This window comes from Streptomyces sp. NPDC102283 (assembly GCF_044766265.1).
Taxonomy (GTDB): domain Bacteria; phylum Actinomycetota; class Actinomycetes; order Streptomycetales; family Streptomycetaceae; genus Streptomyces.
Genome location: NZ_JBIWLQ010000015.1, coordinates 1 through 20,662, shown reverse-complemented (window position 1 = coordinate 20,662; position 20,662 = coordinate 1). Strand labels below are relative to the sequence as shown.

Genomic DNA, 20,662 nt, shown 5'->3' with positions numbered 1-20,662 from the left:
AGCCCCGGCACCCGAGGGCGGAGCCCGGGCCTCACCAGGAGCCCGGGTCCGCCCCGTCCACCGCGAAGACCGACCCGTCCGGCGCCGTCCCCACGACCGTCCGCCCCGCCGTGACCGGGGCGGGCAGGTCCGAGGCGTAGGCGAGCTTCCCGCCGTTCAGCCGGGTCCGGGTCTGCCCCACCAGCGCACCCCGGTCCGTGGCGACGGCCAGCAGCCGTCCGTCCGCGGCGGAGAAGTACAGGTGCCCGCCCTCCCCGAGCACCGGAGCGGAAGCCCGCCCGACTCCGGTCTCCAGCCGCCACAGCTCGGCCTCGGCACCGCCCGCCGCGGTGTCGAACGCGAGCAGCGACCCGCCCCGCGCCAGCAGGTACGCGACGTCCCCGGCCATGGCCACCTGCGGCCCGTCCAGGGCGAAGGGCAGCGGGACCCGGGCCGACCGGCCGGTCCCGGGCGCGTACCGGACCAGCCCGGTGACGTCCGAGTTCCCGTTCATCGCCGTCAGCACCAGCTCCCCGGCCCCCGCCGTGCCGACCGGGGTGAGGGCCCCGTCCAGCCTCCGCTGCCAGGAGGTCCGGCCGCTCGCGGCGTCCACGGCCGTGACCAGGGTCGACGCGCCGGAGGACGTCTGCTCGAAGGCGTAGGCGAGCCCGGACGCCCCGTCGTACAGGGCGAAGCCGGGCCGCGTGTGCTTCGCCAGCGGCCCCGTCCAGCGGGGCGTCCCGCTCGCACCGTCCAGCGCCGTCACCGTGCCGTCGTCCGCGACGGCCAGCAGGGTGTCGCCCGCCGGGAACGCGCCACCGGGGCTCGCGGACAGCGCGGTGTCCCGGACGGCGGTGCCCTTCACCGGGTCGAACGCGCGCAGCTTCCCGTCCGGGCCCGCGGACAGCACGACCCCGCCCGAGACGATCGGGGCGTGCGCGGCCGTCCGCGACGAGGAGGACCGGGCCGACCACAGCACGCTCCCGTCCGCCGGATCGATCCTGGCGGTACCGGCCCCGGCCGCCGAGCAGTACAGCGCGCCTCCCGCCCCGGCGGTGGAACAGACGGGCGTGCCGCTGCCGGGGGCCCGCAACGCGGTACGCCACGGGGTGACGGCGTCGTCGCCCGCCCCGCCCCCGGCGCCCGCGCGTGCCGGCTCCGGGCGGCTCGTGTCCGAACCGCCGCCGCCCCACACGGCGTACGCCCCGGCGCCCGCCCCCGCCACCAGCAGGAGCAGCGCCGCCGCCACGACCAGCCGGACGCGCGGGAGCCGCCGGCGCCGGGCCGCGGGCGCGGGGCCCACATGCGTGTCCGCCTCCGATCCGTCCCGCTCCGTCCGCGACGGCACCGCCGCCGCGACCACCGTCCGGCGCCGCTGCGACGGCAGGAACGCGTCGGCCTCGTACGACGGGGGCAGCAGCGCCTCCATCACCTCGCCCGGGGTGGGCCGCTCGGCCGGGTCCTTCGCCAGGCACCGGGCGACCAGCGGCGCGAGGTCCTCCGGCACCCCGCCGAGGTCCGGCTGGTCGTGCACCACCTGGTACGCCACGATGTACGGGCTGTCCGAGTCGAACGGACCCCGGCCCGTCGCCGCGTGGACGATCACGGCCCCCAGCGCGAACACGTCGACCGGCGGCCCGACCTCGCGCGGCCGCTGGAACTGCTCGGGAGCCATGTAGGGCGGCGAGCCGATCAGCTTGCCCGTCTCGGTGCGCAGATCACTGTCGTACGGCCGGGAGATCCCGAAGTCGATGACCTTGGGGCCACCGTCGGTCAGCAGCACGTTGCTCGGCTTCAGATCGCGGTGGATCACGCCCGCCCGATGGATGTCCCGCAGCGCCTCGGCGAGCCCCGCGGTCAGCCTGCGCAGCTCGGCGGGGGCCATCGGGCCGCTCCGCCTCACCTGCTCGGCGAGCGTGGGCCCGGGAACGTAGAGGGTGGCCATCCAGGGCCGGCCGGCCTCCGGATCGGCGTCGACCACGGGCGCCGTGAAGGCCCCGCTCACCCGCCGCGCGGCCGCCACCTCCTGCCGGAACCGCGCCCGGAACTCGGGATCCGCCGCGTACGGCGCGTGCACCACCTTCACCGCGAGCTGCATCCCCGAGGCCGAGCGCGCCAGATGCACGACCCCCATGCCGCCCGAGCCGAGACGGGCCTCGAGACGGTAGGTGCCGGCGTAACGCGGGAACTCCGCTTCCGGATGCGCTCCGGGCTCTCGCAGCGGCGGCATCGCCCACCCCCGTGTGTTCGTGCGCATGCGACGCACGGAGCCTAGTCGATGGTGCGTACGAGAGGCACGGGGCTTGCTAGCCTGCGCGTCGTACGCGCCTCGCGTACGCGATTCTCAACGGGGGAGACCCACATGGGTGTTGAAGAGCAGACCGCAGAGTCCACGCGCAACGAGGTGGACGGGGTGGCCGTGGAAGGGGCGACGGCCGCGGCGGAGACCGAGCTGAAGGTGGAGACCACCGCCTCCGGCACCCGCTATCCGGTCGCCCCGGGCTACCGGGTCAACGTCCGCACCGGTCCCGGCACCAGCTACCGCATCGTCCGGACCATGCCGCTCGGACAGAAGATCCCGATCTACTGCCAGAAGCCGGGGGAGACGGTCACCGGCCCGTACGGCACGTCGAACCTCTGGGACAACATCGCCAACGGCCAGTTCGTCGCCGACGCGTACGTCTACACGGGGCGTGACGGCTACATCGCACCGCGCTGCGACTGACGGCATCGCCCGGGCACCCGGGGGCTGCGGGGATAATCGACCTCGTGAGCGAGAACAGCGCAGCCCCCGGCACCCCGCCCGCCACGGCCCCGGGCCCGCGGCCCGAGCCCATCCGCTTCTTCGGCACGACCTGGGTCGACCACGACGGCGGTTACGGCCTCCGGCGCGTCGGCGTCGCCGCCGGCTCGCTGGCCGCGGCCGTGGCAGCCTGCTTCCTCCTGCGCTTCGCCTACGAGGGGCTGGAGATCGCGGAGGTCGACAGCCTCGTCGGGATGCTGGTGATCGGGACGTTCTCCATCTGCAGCGCCATCGCGTTCCGCAAGACCTGGGAGGGCTTCGGCGCCCGCCCGAAGGACCCGGCCCGCGAGGACTCCCTGCGCGGACTGAAGTCGATCGGCTTCATCGGCTCGCTCCTCGCCTACTTCGCCCGCTCGCTCACCGAGGCCCCGGGCGAGAAGCTGCGCCGCGCCGAGTACGAGAAGGCCCGCGGCCAGTTCGAGAAGCGCCGCTCGACCCGCACCGGCAACCCGGCGTCCCGCAGGACCTCCGGCCGCAAGCGGCCGAAGCGGGGGTGAGGACCGGTCCAGGGACGGGGGAGGCCCTGGACCGGGGTTCTTGGGTCAGCGGCTCTGGCCGCCCTGCGCCGCGTCCTCGCGCTCCTGCGCCTCGATACGCCGCTTGGCGTCCTCCCAGGTGATCGGCAGCTGGGACACCGGCACCTCCCAGAAGGTGAACGTCGACGCGCCCATCACGGAGCGCAGTCCGGTCATGACGCTCTTGTGGGGCTCCGTCCGCGCGTAGGTGTAGAGCGCGTCCTTGTCCTCCCAGGCGGAGAGCGTGTAGAAGACGCCCTTCAGCAGCTGGGCCTCCAAGGAGGCTCCGAGGGCTCCCGGCGCCTTGCGCACCTGGCCCCAGGCGGAGAGCGACTTCAGGAAGAACCGCGGGGTGTGCTTGCCGGACTTCACCTCCAGGCGTGAAGCCATGACGAAGGCGGTGGTGTCGGGCCGGGCCGGGTTCGGCGTCGTCCAGGGAAGAGTCGGCACGGTATCCTCGCATCACAGTTGGTGAGTGGCAGTATCTATATTAGACAGTGGCACTGCCTAATCGCCAGTGGGAGCTGAATCCGCGTGAGAATTTCTGAGCTGAGCCGCCGCAGCGGTGTGGCCACCGCAACGATCAAGTACTACCTGCGGGAAGGGCTCCTGCCGCCGGGGCGCGCCACGGCCGCGACCCAGGCGGAGTACGGCGAGGTCCATGTGCGCCGGCTGCGGCTGATCCGGGCTCTCATAGGCGTGCGGGGGCTGACCGTGAGCGCGGCCAAGGACGTCCTGGACGTCGTCAACGAGGGCGAGGCCGACACGCACGAGCTGCTGGGGCTGGTCTTCGGCATCCGGCCGCCCGCCGAGGGGGGCGCGGCGGACGGGGCGACGGATGGCGCGGCGGACGGGGCGACGGGCGGAGGCGTCCGCGAAGTCGACGACCTGATCGCGGAGATGGGATGGACGGTCTCCGAGCACAATCCCGCCCGGGAGACGATCACCCAGACCCTGCATACGCTCAACTCCCTCGGGATGGACTACGGCTGGCGCGCGCTGCTGCCCTACGCGGCCCTGGCCGAGCAGACGGCCACGCTCGACCTGGACCAGCTCCAGGGGCCGGACGACCCGCTGGAGAAGGCGGAGCGCGCCGTCCTGCTGACCGTGCTGCTGGAGCCCGCGCTGCTGGCCCTGCGCCGGCTCGCGCAGGAGGCCGAGTCGACGGTCCGCCACCGCAGCTGACGCCCCGGCGGTGTGCTCCGGGCAGCCGTGCGGCGCCCGGCCCCCATGGCAGCACGGCGGCGGGGCCCCGCGCCTGAGTGGCCGGTACTCACCTCCCTTCCGCGATCCCCTCCGCTTTCCGGGGAACGGGTCGCCCGGGCCGCGGGTGAAGTGAGTGGTAATCCCTCACGTCTCCCTGTGCGCGGAAATGGTCTTCTCGCGTGTGAATGCACACGGCGGACATCATTCACCGCATGTGGGGAGGCATGGGTATGCAGTTCAGGATTCTGGGCCCGCCCGATCTTTTCGATGAGGAGCGCCGCCTTCGAACACCGCTGACCAGCCCCAAACAGAAACGGCTGCTCGGAGCGCTGATCGCACGGCCGAATTCCTTCGTCCCGAGGGAGGAACTGATGCGCGAGGTGTGGGCCGGGCGGGCGCCGAGACAGGCGCGCAGCGCCCTGAGCACCCATGCCTCGGGGCTGCGGAAGACCGTGGCGGGCGCGGAGGGGGCGAGGGGTGGCCGGGCACGCCTGGTCACCGGGGCCGACGGGCTCATGCTGCGGGTGTCCCCGACGGAGACGGACAGCGGGCGGTTCTGCCTCGCCGTCACCCGGGCCCGGGGCCGGGGCCGGACGGCTCCCGAGGAGGCGTACGGAATCCTGCGCGAGGCCCTCTCGCTGTGGCGCGGGGCCGTGCTGGACGGCGGGGGCCCGCACGGGCCCCTCGGCGCGGACCTGGCCGAACGACTCCAGGACGTGCGACGGCAGGCGCTGGAACTCCTCTTCGACGCGGCCCTGAGCGCCGGCCGGCACGCGGACGTCCTGTCCGAGCTGCGGGAAGCCACCGTCGCCCACCCGCTGTGCGAGCGCTTCCACGACCAGCTGATGCTGGCCCTGTGCCGCTCGGGCCGGGGCGGGGAGGCGATCGGCGTCTACACCGACGCCCGGCAGCGGCTCACCGCGGCCCACGGGCACACCCCGCTGCTGCGGGCCCGCCTCGAACAGATCGGCACGCAGTCCCCCGAGCTGTCCGCCGCGGGCGCCGGGGCGCGGGCACCGGTCGCGTTCCCGCCGCTCCGGTCGCCGGCCGGCCGTGACGGGCCGCGGCCCCACCGGTTCGTGGTCCGGCACGTCGAGCGGCCGGACGGGCCCGCGGAACGCACGGCTCTCGGGTTCCTGACCGACCTCCTCAGCGGACGGGAGCTGCACACCGGCGGAGTGTGAGGAGCGCAAAAGCGTCCCGGAGAATCCTCCGGGACGCTTCCGTGCGACCGCTCGGATTTCGCCGGACGATCAGAGTTCGCCGATGATCCGGGCCGCGACGTCCATTCCGGAGGAGTATCCGGCCTCGTGCGAACCTATCTGGTCCACGCCGTGGCGCTTGGCGTGGAAATAGGAACCGCAGAGCTTCACGCGGGTGCCGTCATTGACGTCGTAGATGTCCTTCTGGAGGTCGCGGACCGCCACGTCGATGATGGGGTGGGTGTAGGGGAATTCGGCGATGACGGTCGCCGGGTCCACCTCGCCCGGGTAGTCGAGGGTGACGAAATAGTCCTTCTCGGCGGTGAACCCGTGCAGCTTGTTCATGTAGTAGGCCACATAGGTCCTCGGCTCTCCGTCGACCTCGACCTTGCCGTAGTTCCACGCCTCCCAGCGCTCCCGGTCGGCCGGCACCACGGACGGGTCGGTGTGCAGGATGACCGACGAGCCGTTGTACGCCACCGTGGAGAGCACCGAGGTCTGCCGCTCGGTGGGGTTGTCCAGCATGGCGAGCGCCTCGTCGGCGTGCGCGCCGACGACCACGTAGTCGAACCGCTCGGACCCCCGCGCGGTGGTCACGGTGGCTCCGTCGCCGTCCTGGTGGATCGCGGTCACCGGCTCCCCGGACCGGATCTCCGGGCCGATCGCGGCCAGCGCCTTGCGCACGTAGGAGATGGAACCGCCCCCGACCGTCCGCCAGTCCACCTCGCGGCCGCCGAGCCCGCCCTCGTCGTGCCCCATGAAGAACGCGATGGCGGTGCTGGCGGGCATCTGCCAGATCAGCTCGGCGGGGATCGACCAGACCGCCGAGCAGAGCAGGATCACGTACGAGTGGCGGAACGCCTGGCTGTAGCCGCCCCGGTCCAGGTACTCGCCGAGAGGGATGTCGGCCTTCTTGCGGACGAAGTCCTTGCGCCCCTCGGTGTGGAAGCGGCGTGCCTCCCGCCAGATGGTCAGGAACTCCTCGGAGTAGCGGGCGGACACCTCCTCCTCGCTCATGTCCAGCTCCTCGGTCCCGTACTCCAGGCCGCTGTCCAGGTCGAAGAAGTTGAAGGCGCCGCGGTGCTCGACCGTGTCGACGCCCAACTCCTCGAAGAACTCGCAGAGGTTGGTGTAGGCGGGGCGGTTGAACACGACGAAGGCGGTGTCGATGCCGAGGGTGCGGCCGTTCTCCACGACCTCGACCGTGTTGGCGTGACCGCCCAGGCGGTCCTCCCGCTCGAAGATCGTGATCCGGGCACGGTCACGCAGGTGGTACGCGGCCGAGAGTCCGGCGACACCGGCTCCGACGATGGCCACGCGGGGGCGGGTGGGCTGTGACATGGAAGTGTCCTTCGTGGTCGGTCTCAGACGGACGAGAGGTCCGCGTGCGAGAGGTCCAGGGGCGAGGGGCCCGCGGGCGGGAGGTCCAGGGGTGGGAGGGGGGCCAGGTCGATACGGCGGAGGTCCCGCGGGCGGCCGTCCTCGGCGGCCACGGCCACGAGGTGGCCGGGCGCGGGGCGGAGCAGGTCGAACCACCAGCGGGACGCGGCGTCCCACGGCCGGTCCCGGCCACGGTCGTAGCCGTGGTCGAGACCGTGGTCATGGCCGTGGTCGTGGTCGTGGTCGTGGTCGTGCACGCGGATCGGGCCGCCCCCGCGCGGGCCGAACGCGAAACCGCCCAGGTCCCGGGTCAGCCCGGTGCCCAGGGCCTTGAGGTAGGCCTCCTTGAGCACCCACAGCTCCCCGGCGAGGGTGTTCCGCGTGCCGGGGGCCGAAGCGGCCAGCTCGGCCCGCTCGGCGGGGGCGAGCCGGGGCTCCAGCCACGACACCAGCCCGGCGGGCGCGGGATCGGGGCCCGCGTCGACCCCGCACCCCCGCCCCCGGGTGACGACGCAGGCGATCAGCCCCTCGGTGTGCGAGAGGTTGAACCGCAGGCCCTCCCCGCCCGCGAGAAGCTCCGGCCGCCCGTACGCGCCGGTCGTGAAGCGCCAGTGCTCCAGGGGCCGGGGCACCCGCGCGCTGAGGGCGTAGCGGCACAGCAGCCGCGCCCCCAGATAGCGCCGCGCGGCCCCCGGGGTCAGCCGTCGGCCGAGAGCCGCCCGCTCCCGCGCGGTGAGCAGTCGGGTGCCGCCGAGCGCGGCGGCGAAGCGGTCCACCGCGTGCTCGGGCAGCAGCCACAGGAAGGTCGGGTCGGACGGCATGGGCTGTGCCCCTTCGGATTCTCAGCGGCGGGCGGCGGCGGGGACGCCGGACCGCTTGGCGAGGGCGAACTGCCAGTGCGAGAAGAGCCGGTCCTCCTGGTGCAGCCCGCGCAGCACCGCCATCACCTCGTCGATGTCGGACTGATCCGTGATCTGCTCCACCGGGTGGATGTGGCGGCGCAGCCGCTCCAGCATCAGCAGCAGCAGAGCGCCGCTCGGCAGCGGTGCCTCCGACACCCCGTGCGCGTGGACGAAGGTCAGCACGCAGGCCGCGGCCGCGTGCAACAGGCAGTACTCCTTGGACAGTTCGAACAGCTCCGCCGAGTGCCCGTAGGCCCGCCCGAGCCGCGCCCTGAGCGCGGCGGCCCGGTCGGACAGCGCCGCCGTCCGGCCCAGCAGCTCCTCGGCCGCGTCGGCCGCCCGCTCCAGCCGCTCCCGTTCGGCGCCCCCGGCCGCCGCGGCGATCTCCCGCAGCCGGCGCACGCCGTCGGGCCCGGCCAGCAGGGCGTCGTCCGCGCCCCGGCTGAACAACTCCTGCTTCCACGGCTCGTAACCAGGAAGCTCCCGGTCCATGCCGAACAGCACGGCGGCGCGTTCGGAGGCCGCCGCGCGGGTTTCGGCCGAGGCGTCGCGGACGGTGTTCAGCAGCCCGTCGAGCTGCTGGCCGAGGTTGCGGAGGTTCACCACGGTGTTGCCGTCGGCGATGTTGGCGACGAGCAGGTCGCGCAGCATCTTCTGGTACGGGCCGTAGTGCGGGTGGTCGCGGAGGAAGAACCGTGCCCCGAGGACGGTGTTCAGCTGGGACATGCTCTTCTCCAGCAGGGTCGGCACGAGGTACTTCACCGCCGACGACCACACGCTGATCTGCTCCGGCGCCGCCTGGAGGCAGCGCACCGCCCCCAGGCTCATGGCGTCGGCGATCATCAGGTCGGCGAACACCTCGGTCAGCTGCCGACGGCTGTAGGGCACGTCGCTGACCGTGGTGCCGAAGATCACCCGCCCCTCGGTGAAGTCCAGGGTCAGCCGCAGTCCCGTGTCGACCGCCGAGAGCGGCAGGCTGCCGATCACGCTGCGCGCCACCTGCGTGGCCTTGAGCGCGATCTCCAGCCCCCGGCCCTCGGCCCCGAGCAGCGCGCTGTCCGGGACGAAGGCGCGGTCCAGGCGCAGCCCGCTGAGGTCGAGAGCCCGCAGCCCGTGCAGCTTCTCGCCGGGCAGTTCCTCGACGGTCCCGGCCGCCAACTCCCACTTGTCGACGATGAAGATGGAGTACGCGCCGGGTCCGTTACGGCTGCCGGTCCGCGCGTACACGAGCATCGTGTCGGCGACGGTGGCATTGCCGATCAGCCACTTCTCGCCGGTCAGCTCGTAGCCGCCCTCGACCTTGACGGCGGCCATCTCGTTGGCGATCAGATCGCTGCCGTGGTCGCGCTCGGACAGTCCCCAGGACAGCCCGCCGCCCCGCTTCATCGCGGCGATGGCGGAGCTCTTCTGCTCCTCGGTGCCCGCGATCCACAGCGGCATGAAGCTGAGGTTGGTGATCACCAGGCAGGTGGCGGTCGTGCAGTCCCGGCGGGCGACCAGGCGCATCAGGTTGAAGCCGGTCTCCACATTGCCCGCCCGGCCGCCCTGCTCCGCGGGCAGGGAGTGCTCGTGCACGCCCCAGCGGCGCAGCTGACTCACGAAGCCGAAGGGATACTCCTCGTGCTCGTCGTGGTCCAGGATCCGGCGGAAGGACATCCGGCTGCCGTCGTCGGACGGGTCGCCGAGATACCGCTCCAACTCCTCCGCCAGCGCGGTGAGGTCAGCCTTGGACATGGGGCTCCTGTCGGGTCGGCGCCAGCGTGAGCGGCAGGGCGGAGAAGAGCTGTCCGGACTCCCGCAGCGCCGCGACGGCGTCCAGGGCGGGGAGCAGAGCGGCACCGTGGCGCCGGGGGTCCACGCCGTCGGCGCGGGCGAGCAGATAGCCGAGCACGGCGCCCAGCCAGCCCGTGGAACCGGGCTTCGTGCCGTACAGCGAGCGGTCCCGGTTGGCGTGCCACAGGTGGACGCAGACGGCTGCGGCGTGCAGCCACGCGTAGCGCTCGGCCGCGTCCACCAGGGCATTGGGGTCGGCGCCCGGCCGCTGGGCGGCGCGCGTCAGCTCCCCGAGCCCGTCGGCGGCGGTGGCCAGGCGGCGCAGCAGCCCACCCGTCACGTCGTCCTGTTCCGCCACGCTCCCGGTCACCTCCGCGAGCACGGCCGTGAGCCGGGCGAGGACCGGGTCGGAGCCCCGGGCGAACATGTCGAGCCGGGACGGCTCGTACGCCGGAAGGTCCGTGTCGAGACCGAAGACCGTGGCCAGCGCCCGGTCGTCGGACGGGGAGCCGGCCGCCGTCAGCGTCGGCAGCTGGCCCGCGTACGAACGCAGGTTGGCCAGGGTGCTGGAGTCGATGACCCGGACCACCCCCGAGTCCCGCTGGAGCTTCTGGAAGAGCCCGGCGCCGCGCTCCCCCTCCCGCAGCACCGAGCGGGTCGCGAGGACCGTGCCGCAGCGGCGGATCAGCTCGTCGCAGGACTCCGCCACCACGTGCTTGGCGACCGGGGCCCAGACGCTGAACACCTCGGGCAGCACATGGACCCCGCGGGCCGCGCCCGTCGCCACCGCGTCCGCCGCCAGCAGGGCCGCCGAGGCGACCGCCAGCTCGCGCCGGGGGTGGGGGGAGTCGGCGACCAGGGTGCGGCCGACCCTGCGGGCGGAGGCGAAGTCCAGGGCGAGGCGCACCGCGCTGTCGGCGATGCCGAGGCTGCCGGCCATGCTCATCAGCCGCACCGCCTGCTGTGCCTTCACCGCGGCCTCAAGACCCTCGCCGGCCTTCCCGACGAGCGCGTCCCCGGGCACCCGCAGCCCGGTGAAGCGCATCCGGGCCAGATCGATGCCGCGCATCCCGCCGGTGCGCACGGCCGGAACCCGCTCCAGCTGTCCGGGCTCCACCGACGCCAGGTCCAGCAGCACGGCCGAGAAGGCGGCCGGCCCCCGGCCCCCGGTGCGGGCGACCACGTAGACCGCCTCGCAGCGCATCCCGAGGCCGACCATCCACTTCTCGCCGTCCAGCACCCCGTCGGACAGCCGCACCTCGCCCGCCAGCAGGTCGCTGCCGTGCTCCGCCTCGGTCAGCGCGAAGGCCACCGCGCCGCCGCCGCGCAGGATCTGTGCCGCCCGCTTTTGCTGGGCGGGCGAGCCGTGCAGCTGGAGGCAGGTCGCGGCGATGATGCTGAACATCGTGCCCGGCATGATGTTGACGTCCCGGCGGGCCGCGCACCGCACCAGGGTGAGGCTGCGGTCGAACGACCGGAACGTGCCGCCCCACTCCGGGGGCAGGTAGGCCAGGTGGAACCCGGCGCCGACGAGCGCCTCGCACAGCGCGGTGGGGAACGCGTCCTGCTCGTCGCGGGCGACCGCAGCGGCGAACCCGTACGGCCCGGTGTCGTCGCCGGGGTCGCCGAGCAGTTCCTCCAGCCGCTCCGGAGTCAGCGCCGCGCTCATCGCAGACCTGCCGGGGTGCCGTCGGCCGGAGCCTCCAGCGGCACGGGACGGTAGTCGCCGACACCCGCCGGAATCCGCACGCCGGCGCTGCGCAGCTGGGCGAGACGGGTGTGGAAGGCCGCGCCCAGCATCAGGTGGTGGGCCACGTCGGCGACGCGCCGGTTGCCCGGCGTCTTCAGATAGCTGCCGGTCACCCAGTCGTTGAAGCTGCCCATCGCCGGGCCGCACCAGACCTGGTAGTCCATAGTCCGGTCGGTGTCGCCGGTGACCGCCCAGCGCGAGGACATCCCCAGGTACCACCGGAAGACGAGCGCCATCCGCCGCTTGGGGCTGCCCGCCGCGCGGGCGAGCTGCTCCGGGTCGCGCCGCTCGAAGTAGCCCACGCACTCCTGCCAGACGTCCTCCAGCGGACGCCGGAACACCTGCTGCTCCAGCTTGGCGCGTTCGGCGGCCGGGATCGCCTCGATGCTGTCGTGGGCCTGGTAGAGCTGGTAGAGCTTCTTGGCACGCATCGGGAAGAGCGTGCCCTTCTTCAGGACCTGGAGCTCCACCCCCATCTCGAACATGTCGGCCGCGGGGGCCATGTCGCAGTCGGCGATCCCCGCCTCCGCGAGCATCGCCTTGGAGGCCGTGGACGCGCCCGACTCCAGGCACGACTGGTTCACCGAACCGGTCACCACGTACGCCGCCCCCATGGCGAAGGCGGCGGAGACCGCGACGGGGGTGCCGAGCCCGCCGCCCGCGCCCACCCGGATCGGCACGGTGTAGCGGTGCTCGCGCTGCACGGTGTCGCGCAGCCGCAGGATCGTCGGCAGCAGCGCGGGCAGCGGCCGGCGGTCGGTGTGCCCGCCGGAGTCGGCCTCGACGGTGATGTCGTCGGCCAGCGGCACATGGTGGGCGAGCGCGGCCTGCTCCTGGGTGATCAGCCCCTGCTCCAGCAGCGAGGTCACCAGGGTCGCGGGCGCGGGCCGCATGAACCGCTCCGCGGTCTCGGTCCGGGAGATCTTGGCGATCAGCCGGTTGTCGGCCACGACGGAGCCGTCCGGCTCCCGGCGGAGTCCGGCCAGCCGGTAGCGGACCACGTGCGGGGTGAGGTTGAGATAGGCGGACGCCTCGACGCAGCGCACGCCGTGGCGGAGGAAGAGCTCGACGGCCTCCCGCTCCAGCCGGTCCTCACTGGGGCTGTGGATGAGGTTGACCGCGTACGGCAGGCCGGGGATCTCGACGGCGAACCTGCCGAGCGCCTTCTCGATCGTCCCGGGCAGCAGCCCGGCCGCCCCGTAGGAGGCGAGGAATCCCTCCCGGGCGAGGGAGACGACCATGTCGGCCGAGGCGATGCCGCCCGCCATGGCACCGGCCATGTACGGGCTGCGCACCCCGTGGGCCGCGAGGAAGGCGGCCGACCCCAGCCGGTGCGGCGGCAGCGGCTGGGCGGCGGCGAGCAGCGGCCATCCGGTGGGGTCGGAGCCGGAGACCGCGGAGCCGCCGGAGACGGCTCCGATCCCCTGCGGGGTGACGACGACGAAACAGGGCTGGTCCAGGTCGGCGAGGGCGTGGTAGATCCCCGCCGCGTCCGTACTGGGGTACCGCTCTCCGGACCACCGGAGAGGCGTGTCGTGAAGGGGCATGGGATACGAAGCTCCTAGGGCTGAGCGCTGGTCGGGCCGTCAGGCGTCGGCGGAACGGACCTCGATGGCCACGTCGGTGAGTTCGTAGATGCGCAGGCCCGGCTTCGACAGGTCGGCGTCGGCGATGAGGAGCAGCCGGCCCTCCTCGCGGCGGACCTCCTTGATGTGCACGTCGAACCGGAGTTCGCGGTCGTCGCGCAGGATCTGGCCGCGGTACTTCCAGGCCGTCTCGACCTCGGTGGCCATCGCGAAGCGGGGCCGCTCGATGCCCTCGGCGAGCTTCTCCTCCAGGACGAAGAGCCTCATCGCCTGGAGGATCGCCTCGACGCCGAGCGATCCGGGCATCACCGGGTCGCGGTGGAAGTGGCAGTCGAAGTACCACTCGTCCGGCCGGATGGCGCGGTGGCCGTGCAGGTAGCCCTGGCCGTGCCGGCCGCCGTCGGCGACCAGGTCGACCCGGTCCACCAGGGCGAACCGGCCTCCCGCCAGGCGCAGATGACCTCCGGCCGGGTCGGTGTGGGCGGGCGCGTCCGCGCCGAGCTCGATGCGGCGGACGCGGTCGGCGGACGGCTTCTCCGTCTCGATCCAGGGAGCGACGTACTTCCCGGCGTCCAGGCCCACCTGATTGGCCAGGGCGGCGTCGCTGAAGTAACCGAAGAGCGACTCCCCGGTGTAGAACACCTCGCCGTCCGCGGAGAGTTCGTAGCTGAAGTTCTGGAGCACCGCGCCGGAGACCGCGCTCGTCATGAGGAGCTTGGAGTGGTGGCGGATGGTCCTGCCGCGCAGGTCGACGTCCTTGACCAGGGTCGCCCGGCCGTCGAGGTTGCGGATCGCGTACTCCTCCTCGGGCGACTCCAGGGTCGCGCCGAGGTAGTAGCCGAGGAAGATCGCGGCCTGGAGCGAACTCTCCATGTAGACCGCGTTCGGCATGTGCGGGTGGGCGTTCTCCTCGTAGTACCAGGCGTCCGCCGGCGAGTCGTACTCGGTGACCATCTCCGAGCCGGGGCTGCGCAGATCGCCCCGGGTGCCCTTGAGGGACATCACCCGGTCGACGAACTGGAAGTCGCCGTTCGGGATGTACGGGGCGCGGCTGTCGCGGTAGACCTCGAACTCCGGGCCCATCGCGACGTCCAGCAGCCCCTTGGCCGCGTGGGCCAGGTGCATCTCGTTGATCATCGCGGCCTCGCCGTCGCGGTTGCGGCGGCCGAGGAACCGCGGGACGCCGCCGGCCTCGGGACGGAAGGGCGTGCCCTCCTTCTCCCGGACCTGGAGACCGAGCCCCTTCATCCGGATGACCGGCAGGTCGCCCAGGTAGATGAGCACGTCGGCGATGACCGTGGCCCGGGGCAGGAGCGAGAGCTCCATGACCTCGACCTCGTACCGGATCTCCTGGTGCGCCTGGGTGATCTGGCCGCGGACCTGGACCTCGATCGGTACGTCGGTGACGCACTGGAACCGCGCGTCCGGCAGCGTGAGGTGCATGCCCTGGTGCATCAGGTAGATCTGGAGCAGCTGCACCGCGCCCTCGGCCACCAGCGAGCCGGCGAGCACATGGTCGTCCGGGAAGTGGCAGGTGAAGTACCAGGCGTCCGGCTCCAGGCGCTTGACGGCGCTGAGGGTGCCGAGGCCGCGCGGGCCGCCCTTGCGGTCGATGACCACCTCGTCGATCATCCGCAGCCTGGCGTCGGGCAGCCGGATCGCCGGGTTGACGCCCGGATCCTGGGCGTGGTCCGGGCCGAAGACGTCACCGGGCCGGCCCTGGGACAGGACCTCCAGGTCATCGAGGGTGAGGTGGTTCTTGTCGGTGTACGCGAGCGGCTTGAAGTACCCCTTGGGCAGGGCCGCGCGGGCCGCCTTCTCCTTGTCGGTCATCACGACGCCGAGCGGGGTGGCGAGTTCCTCCTTGCTGAAGAACCCGGCGCAGGCGTCGTGCAGTTCGAGGATCAGCTCGCCGTCGGCGTAGCACCGGTAGCTGAAGAAGAAGAGCGTGGTCGCGCCCTGGTGCACGAAGCGGTCGATGGAGATGTCGTAGCGCAGGGTCTGACCGGTCCGGGGCAGGTTCCCGCGGAAGATCAGGGTGCTGTCCAGGAGGCGGTAGACCCGCTCGCCCTTGTTGCGGAAGTCGATGCCCAGATAGCTGACGAGCAGCAGGTCGCACTGGCCCGCCTCGACGGTGACGGCCGGCGGTACGCCCCCGTCCACGGCGTACCAGGCGTCCTCGGGGACGTCGTACTCGGTGGTGATCGTGGCGGGCTCGAACTCACCGGTGGTGCCGTCGAGCGCGGTGACGCGGGAGACGAAGTGGTAGGGCGGCGCGGGCAGCCGCACCCGCTTGTCGTACCCGTCGATGACGCCGAACTCCGGCCCGAAGACCTTGGCCACGGAGCCGACCGCGAACTCCAGCAGATCGGCCTCGTCCCAGATCACGCCCTCCTTGACCTCGCGCTGCCCGGCCGCGGGCTCCGGCGGGTCCACGGGGGCGGGGGCGGCCGGGGGCAGCGCGGCCGCGGGAGCCGCCGCCGGCAGGGGCGCGGGAAGGGCCGGGGGCGCGGGCGGGCCGGCGGGGGCCGCGGCGTCGCCGCCCAGCAGCGCCTCGATCCGGGAGAGCGTCGCGCCCTGGAGGATGCGCTGGGTCTCCATCACGACGGAGTGGGTGGTGACCATCTGCCGGCGGATGTCCCGCACCAGGTCGGCGGCGGGGGCGGGCGAGCCGTCGGACCCGGTGGCCGGGGCGGCCGCCGCGGGGCGTGCCGGGACGGGGGCGGTGGGCGCGGGAGGCGGGGCGTCGGACCGGGCGGGGACCGGCGGGGCGCTGCCCCCGTGCGGTGCGGGCGCCCAGGGGAGGAAGGAGATCGGGTCGCCGTCGAAGGTGATGACCTCCGCGTCGGCGAGAGTCGGATCGGCAGGCATGGCGGGGTCCTCCGGCGGTACGGACGGTACGGGGGCGGACGGGGCGGCGGGGCGGGGCGTGCCGGGACCCGCGGTGGCTCGACCGCCGGTCCCTCCCCCTGCGGCGGCGGCGCCGGGGGCGGCCGGGCCGGAGGCGGCGGGCGCGGCGGACGCTCCCGAGGCGGCGAGCGCGGCGGCGGGGACGGTCGGGACGGCGTCCGCGGCCGCACCCGCGGACGCCGTCGCGGCGATGCTCCGGGCCACGCGTGCCGGGACCGGATCACCGCCGCCCACACGGAAGCGATGGGCTCGGGCGCTCCGCGCCGCGGTCGAGGGCGATTCCAGCAGCGCCGACAGGTCCAGATCCAGGCCGTTGCCGACCAGCCGGGCCACCAGCCGGGCGACCGACCTGGCGGTGGAGACGCCGCGCCGGTCCACGGGAACCGCGGCGTGCGGCGCGTCCCCCAGCGTGTCGTGGATCCAGCGCGAGCAGGTCGCGCCGGGGCCGACCTCGATGAAGTAGCGGAAGCCCCGGTCGTGGGCGTCCCGCACCAGTCGGGCGAAGTCGATCGTCGAGCGCAGGGTCCAGGCGATCCGGCGGGCTGTCTCGCCCCGCTCCAGGACCGGCAGGGCCTCGTAGTCGTACGCGCTGAACAGCTCCAGGTCGCCGAACGAGCCCGTGGGGTAGTCGTTCAACCCCGCGAGGCCGTCCAGTTCGGCGTCCACGACCGGGCAGTGCATGACGACGTTGACGGGCGAGCGCGCCGCCGGGCAGCCGAGCTCCTTCACCAGCGCGCGGCACTGCTCCGGGTCGCCCGCGACGACCAGTTCGGCCGGGGTGTTGATGTGGGTGAGGTGGACCCGGTCGTAGCGGGGCAGCGCCGCGCGCACCGAGTCGGCGTCGGTGAGCAGCACATGACTGGCCCACACGGACGCGTCGGGAACGGCGTCCGGCAGCTTCCACAGCTCGCGCACGGTGCGACGGGGCCCGCACAGCCGGTCCTTGAAGATCGGGGTGTCGCTGATCAGGTCGTCGCGGCGACCGCCGGTCTGCCAGCCGCCGGTCGCGAAGAGCATGCTCGACTCGCCGAGGCTGTAACCGAACGCGCCGTGCGGCCGGACACCGAGCACCTCGCGCACCAGATCCGTGTACAGGATGGCGAAGTTGGTGCCGGTGGCGAGCATGAAGGGCACGTCGTCGCCGAGACCGGCCTCCAGCCCCATCAGCTCGCGGCGGCCCAGCGCGACCTGGCTGCGCGGATAGAGCGAGGTGGCGCGCAGCTGGCGTTCGGGCTGGGTCGCGTCCTCCTCGAACCGGTCCAGCAGGCCGGGGAAGACCCGGAAGAAGTCCTGGCCCAGACCCGGGTAGGAGTTGAACGCGCCCGGGTAGACCAGCGCGACCTTGCCGTCCGGGCCGATGGGCCGTGCGGTGAAGTAGCTGCCCGCCGGCGTGGCCCACTCGCCGCCGTCTCCGTGCACACCGGGGAGATCGCGTGCGGCCAGGTCGAGCTGGGCCAGCAGCTCGTCGCGGTCCTGGCCGACGAGCACCACCCGCGGACCGCCGTCCGTCAGCTCACGGGCGGCCTGCCGGGCGAGGTCGTACGGGTCGGCCCCGGCCACCAGCGCCCTGTGCCGCTCGACCGCGTCGAGCAGCGCCTCGAACGAGTGCGCCGACAGCGGCAGCACGACAGGCCCGTCGGCCCGCCGCCAGTCGGCCCGGGCGGCCCGCCCCCGGGTGGCGTCGGCGGAGAGCACGAGGTGCCCGTGCGCACCGGACGCGCCGAGGAAGTCGACGGCGGCGTACCTGCGCGCCCCCTTGTTCCGGCGCAGCCACGGCTGCGACTCGGTCGGGACGAACAGCGCGGACGCGCCGAAGTCCTCGGCGAGTCCGTCGGCGGGACGGGTCCAGCCGGCGGTGCCGGGGAGATACCCGTGGTGCAGGCACAGGACGGACCGGATGAGCCCGGCCATGGTCGCCGCGCACCCGGCGTCGCCGACGAGGGCCTTGGCGCTGCCGAGGGCCACCCCGTCGCCGCCGGCCGGGTAGACGCGGGCCAGGGCGGCGATCTCGGCCCGGTCCTGGGCGTCGGTGCCGCCCGCGTGCGCCTCCAGGTAGCCGATGTCGCCCGCGGTGACGCCCGCGGTGGCGAGTGCCTCCTCGGCGGCCGCGACGAGCGTCGCCGCGTCGGCCTCCGGCACCACGCCGTCCACCGGGGCGGCATGGCGGATGGCGACCGCGTCGAGCCGGGCGTAGGCGGGGCGCTCCCGCTCGTCCGGCCGGGTGACGACGACCGCGCCCGCGCCCTCGCCGATGCGCCGGCCGCGGGCGCCTTCGCCGAAGGTCAGTCCGGCCTCGCCCACCACGTCCGGGCGGAGCAGCAGGTTCTCCGCCGAGCCCGCCAGGTCGACCGCTCCGACGAGGACCGCCTCGATGCTGGGGTCGAGCAGCAGCAGCCGGGAGACCTCCAGGGCCTCGGCGGTGCCCGAGCCGTCGGAGGAGACGGTGAAGGAGGGGCCGGTGAGGTTCCAGAGGGAGGAGATGCGGCTGGCCATGATGTTGCCGATGAAGCTCAGCACCTCGTTGGCGACGATGGGGTCCACGACCGCGTCCCGGCCGGCCGCGCTCATGGCGGCGAGCCGCTCCTCGTCCACCGCGACCCCGGCCCGCGCGAACTCCTCGCGGACGAAGGCGCCCAGGCCGCGGCGGGTGAGCCGCAGATGGGTCATCGGCTCGATCTCCATGCCGATGACCACCGCGATGCGCCGGGGGTCGGGCGCGCTCCGGCCCTCGGCCGTGGCCCGGCTGAACCCCGCGTCCCGCAGGGCCTCGTCGGCGACCTTCGTGACCAGGGCGTGCTGGAGGTTGTACGTACGCAGGTCGGCCGGCGGGATCTTGAGGTCGACGGGGTCGATGCCGAGGCCGTCGACGAACGCGCCGTTCGGCACCGTGCCGGGCGCGACGCCGGTGGCGGCCTCCAGGGAACCCCCGCGGGTCTGGTCCAGGCCGCGCCAGCGGCGCTCGGGCAGCGGGACGAGGGCTCCGGCGCCTCGGTGGACCGCCTCCTCGAAGGCGTCGAGGGAGTCGAGCGGGCCGAAGTGGGCGCCGAGACCGACGATGTCGAGCGCGGGCACCTCGGCCGGGGCCGAGTCCTCGGGTGTGCCGCCGGTGGCCGTGGCCGCCTCCGAGAGCACCACGTGGGCGTTGGTCCCGCCGAAGCCGAACGCGGACACAGCCGCCCGGCGGGGGCCCTCGCCCTCGGGCCAGGTGCGGCCGGTGCGGACGAGCGACTCCTCGCCGACCCGTCCGTCCTTCGAGGTGACGGGACGGGTCACGCCGATGGTCGGCGGGATGTGCCCGTCGCCCATGGACAGCACGACCTTGAGGAGGCTGCTGAGCCCCGCCACGGTGAGCAGATGGCCGATGTTGCCCTTCACCGAGCCGATCAGCGGCACCCGGCCGGCCCCGCCGAAGAACTCGGCGACGGAGTCCACCTCGGTGGCGTCCCCGATGGGGGTCCCGGTCGCGTGGCACTCCAGGTAGTCCACGGTGGCCGGGTCGACACCGGCGTCGGCGTAGGCCCGCTGGTACGACTCGTGCTGCCCGCCGCCCTGCGGGACGAGCAGATGGCGGCCGCTGCCGTCGTTCGTCAGCCCGATGCCGTCCACGACGGCGTGGATGCGGTCCCCGTCGCGTACCGCGTCGGCCAGCCGCTTCACCGCGACCATCCCGGCGCCCTGACCGGTGAGGATGCCTCCGGACCGGCTGTCGAAGGGCTGGCTGAAGCCGTCGCGCGGGTATGCCTGGAGGTCGGAGAACGACAGGTGGATCAGCGTGGGGTCGGGCGCGCAGACGCCGCCCGCCAGCACCAGATCGGCCTGGCCGGCGGCGAGGTGGTCGCACGCCAGCTTGAGTGCGTACAGCGCGGAGGAGCAGGCGGCGTCCAGCGCGTAGCGGGGGCCGCCCAGCCCGAGCGCGCTCGCGGCGACCGAGGCCGGCGAGCCGCTCACCCGCAGGTTCTCGGGGCGCAGCCGCGACGGGTCGATCCGACGGCTCGCGTCGGCCAGCGCGCCGAGCGCCGGGTGCCCGGCCCGCCGCAGGCCTTCGAGGACCGACTCCTGGACCAGGGGGACGCTGACGGCCGCGGAGGCCGGGGTGGGGAAGGAGTAGTTGCCCAGGATCAGGCCGGTGCGGTCCAGGACGCCGGGGCGGTCCAGCTGCCCGCTGTCGCGCAGCGCCTCCCGGGCCACGTGCAGCGACCAGTGGAAGATCCGGTCGAGCCCGGAGAGGTGGCCGGGGTCCAGGAGGTAGCCCTCCGGGTCGAAGTCGAATCCGGTGACGAAGCCGCCGCGTGTGCAGTAGACGGCGTGCTGCGGATCCGCGTCCCTGGCGTCGATGCCGGGACCGAAGATCTGCTCGCCCCCTTCCCCGCGGTTGTCCGTCCCGGCGTGGAGGTTCTGCCAGAACTCGGCAGGGGACTCCGCGCCCGGGAACAGGCAGGAGAGGCCAACGATGGCGTACTTGCTCATGAGAGCTCTACGGTCCCTTCTGAGGGGCGGGGCCGGGGGGGGGGGGGGGGGGGGGGGGGGGGGCGGGGGGCGCCCCCCCCGGGGGGGGGGGGGGGGGGGGGGGGGGGGGGGGGGCGGGCGGGGGGCCCCCCCCCCCCCGACGGGCCGTCAGAGCGTGGTCAGCAGTTCGCCGTCGATCACCGTGACCGC

Annotated in this window: 12 protein-coding genes; 4 read left to right on the top strand and 8 right to left on the bottom strand. The window is 73.7% G+C overall.

The genetic code is table 11. From position 1 onward, the window contains the following. Positions 1 to 31: 31 nt before the first annotated feature. Entirely contained in the window at positions 32 to 2,209 is a 2,178-nt protein-coding gene (locus ACIRJT_RS26655) for a PQQ-binding-like beta-propeller repeat protein (protein WP_403914074.1), read from the bottom strand. 132 nt (positions 2,210 to 2,341) lie between these two features. Here ACIRJT_RS26655 and ACIRJT_RS26650 point away from each other — a divergent pair, with 132 nt between their 5' ends. Beyond that, positions 2,342 to 2,704 (top strand): SH3 domain-containing protein, encoded by a 363-nt coding sequence (locus ACIRJT_RS26650; protein WP_403913694.1) that lies wholly within the window; start codon positions 2,342 to 2,344, stop codon positions 2,702 to 2,704. A 44-nt stretch (positions 2,705 to 2,748) separates the two neighbouring features. Next, positions 2,749 to 3,279, top strand: coding sequence for a hypothetical protein (locus ACIRJT_RS26645; protein ID WP_403913691.1), 531 nt, complete (start codon positions 2,749 to 2,751; stop codon positions 3,277 to 3,279). Positions 3,280 to 3,324: 45 nt separating this feature from the next. Here the strand turns inward: ACIRJT_RS26645 and ACIRJT_RS26640 are convergent, their stop codons facing one another. Then, positions 3,325 to 3,747, bottom strand: a complete 423-nt coding sequence (locus ACIRJT_RS26640; protein WP_403913688.1) for a DUF3291 domain-containing protein — start codon at positions 3,745 to 3,747, stop codon at positions 3,325 to 3,327. An 84-nt stretch (positions 3,748 to 3,831) separates the two neighbouring features. Between ACIRJT_RS26640 and ACIRJT_RS26635 the strand changes: the two genes are divergently transcribed. Both ACIRJT_RS26635 and ACIRJT_RS26630 read left to right on the top strand, forming a co-directional pair. Next, entirely contained in the window at positions 3,832 to 4,482 is a 651-nt protein-coding gene (locus tag ACIRJT_RS26635) for a MerR family transcriptional regulator (RefSeq protein ID WP_403913686.1), read from the top strand. A gap of 251 nt (positions 4,483 to 4,733) precedes the next feature. Next, a complete protein-coding gene (locus tag ACIRJT_RS26630; RefSeq protein ID WP_403913684.1) occupies positions 4,734 to 5,687 on the top strand; it encodes a BTAD domain-containing putative transcriptional regulator in 954 nt (317 codons plus the stop codon). A gap of 69 nt (positions 5,688 to 5,756) precedes the next feature. On the opposite strand, the gene ACIRJT_RS26625 is transcribed toward ACIRJT_RS26630, so the two are convergent. Genes ACIRJT_RS26625 through ACIRJT_RS26600 form a run of 6 tightly spaced genes read right to left on the bottom strand, consistent with a single transcriptional unit; the run spans position 5,757 to position 20,473 of the window. Further along, complete coding sequence (locus tag ACIRJT_RS26625; RefSeq protein WP_403913681.1) at positions 5,757 to 7,046, bottom strand: NAD(P)/FAD-dependent oxidoreductase; 1,290 nt, start codon at positions 7,044 to 7,046, stop codon at positions 5,757 to 5,759. Positions 7,047 to 7,069: 23 nt separating this feature from the next. Then, positions 7,070 to 7,906 carry a 4'-phosphopantetheinyl transferase family protein gene (locus tag ACIRJT_RS26620; RefSeq protein WP_403913680.1) on the bottom strand — a complete coding sequence of 279 codons (837 nt, stop codon included), beginning with the start codon at positions 7,904 to 7,906 and terminating at the stop codon, positions 7,070 to 7,072. 21 nt (positions 7,907 to 7,927) lie between these two features. Then, positions 7,928 to 9,721 (bottom strand): acyl-CoA dehydrogenase family protein, encoded by a 1,794-nt coding sequence (locus ACIRJT_RS26615; RefSeq protein ID WP_403913678.1) that lies wholly within the window; start codon positions 9,719 to 9,721, stop codon positions 7,928 to 7,930. After that, entirely contained in the window at positions 9,708 to 11,429 is a 1,722-nt protein-coding gene (locus ACIRJT_RS26610) for an acyl-CoA dehydrogenase family protein (RefSeq protein WP_403913675.1), read from the bottom strand. Before ACIRJT_RS26610 ends, ACIRJT_RS26615 begins: the two co-directional genes overlap by 14 nt. Further along, positions 11,426 to 13,057, bottom strand: a complete 1,632-nt coding sequence (locus ACIRJT_RS26605) for a PfaD family polyunsaturated fatty acid/polyketide biosynthesis protein (protein ID WP_403913672.1) — start codon at positions 13,055 to 13,057, stop codon at positions 11,426 to 11,428. Before ACIRJT_RS26605 ends, ACIRJT_RS26610 begins: the two co-directional genes overlap by 4 nt. A gap of 39 nt (positions 13,058 to 13,096) precedes the next feature. Next, positions 13,097 to 20,473, bottom strand: coding sequence for a beta-ketoacyl synthase N-terminal-like domain-containing protein (locus tag ACIRJT_RS26600; RefSeq protein ID WP_403913669.1), 7,377 nt, complete (start codon positions 20,471 to 20,473; stop codon positions 13,097 to 13,099). Positions 20,474 to 20,662 lie beyond the last annotated feature (189 nt).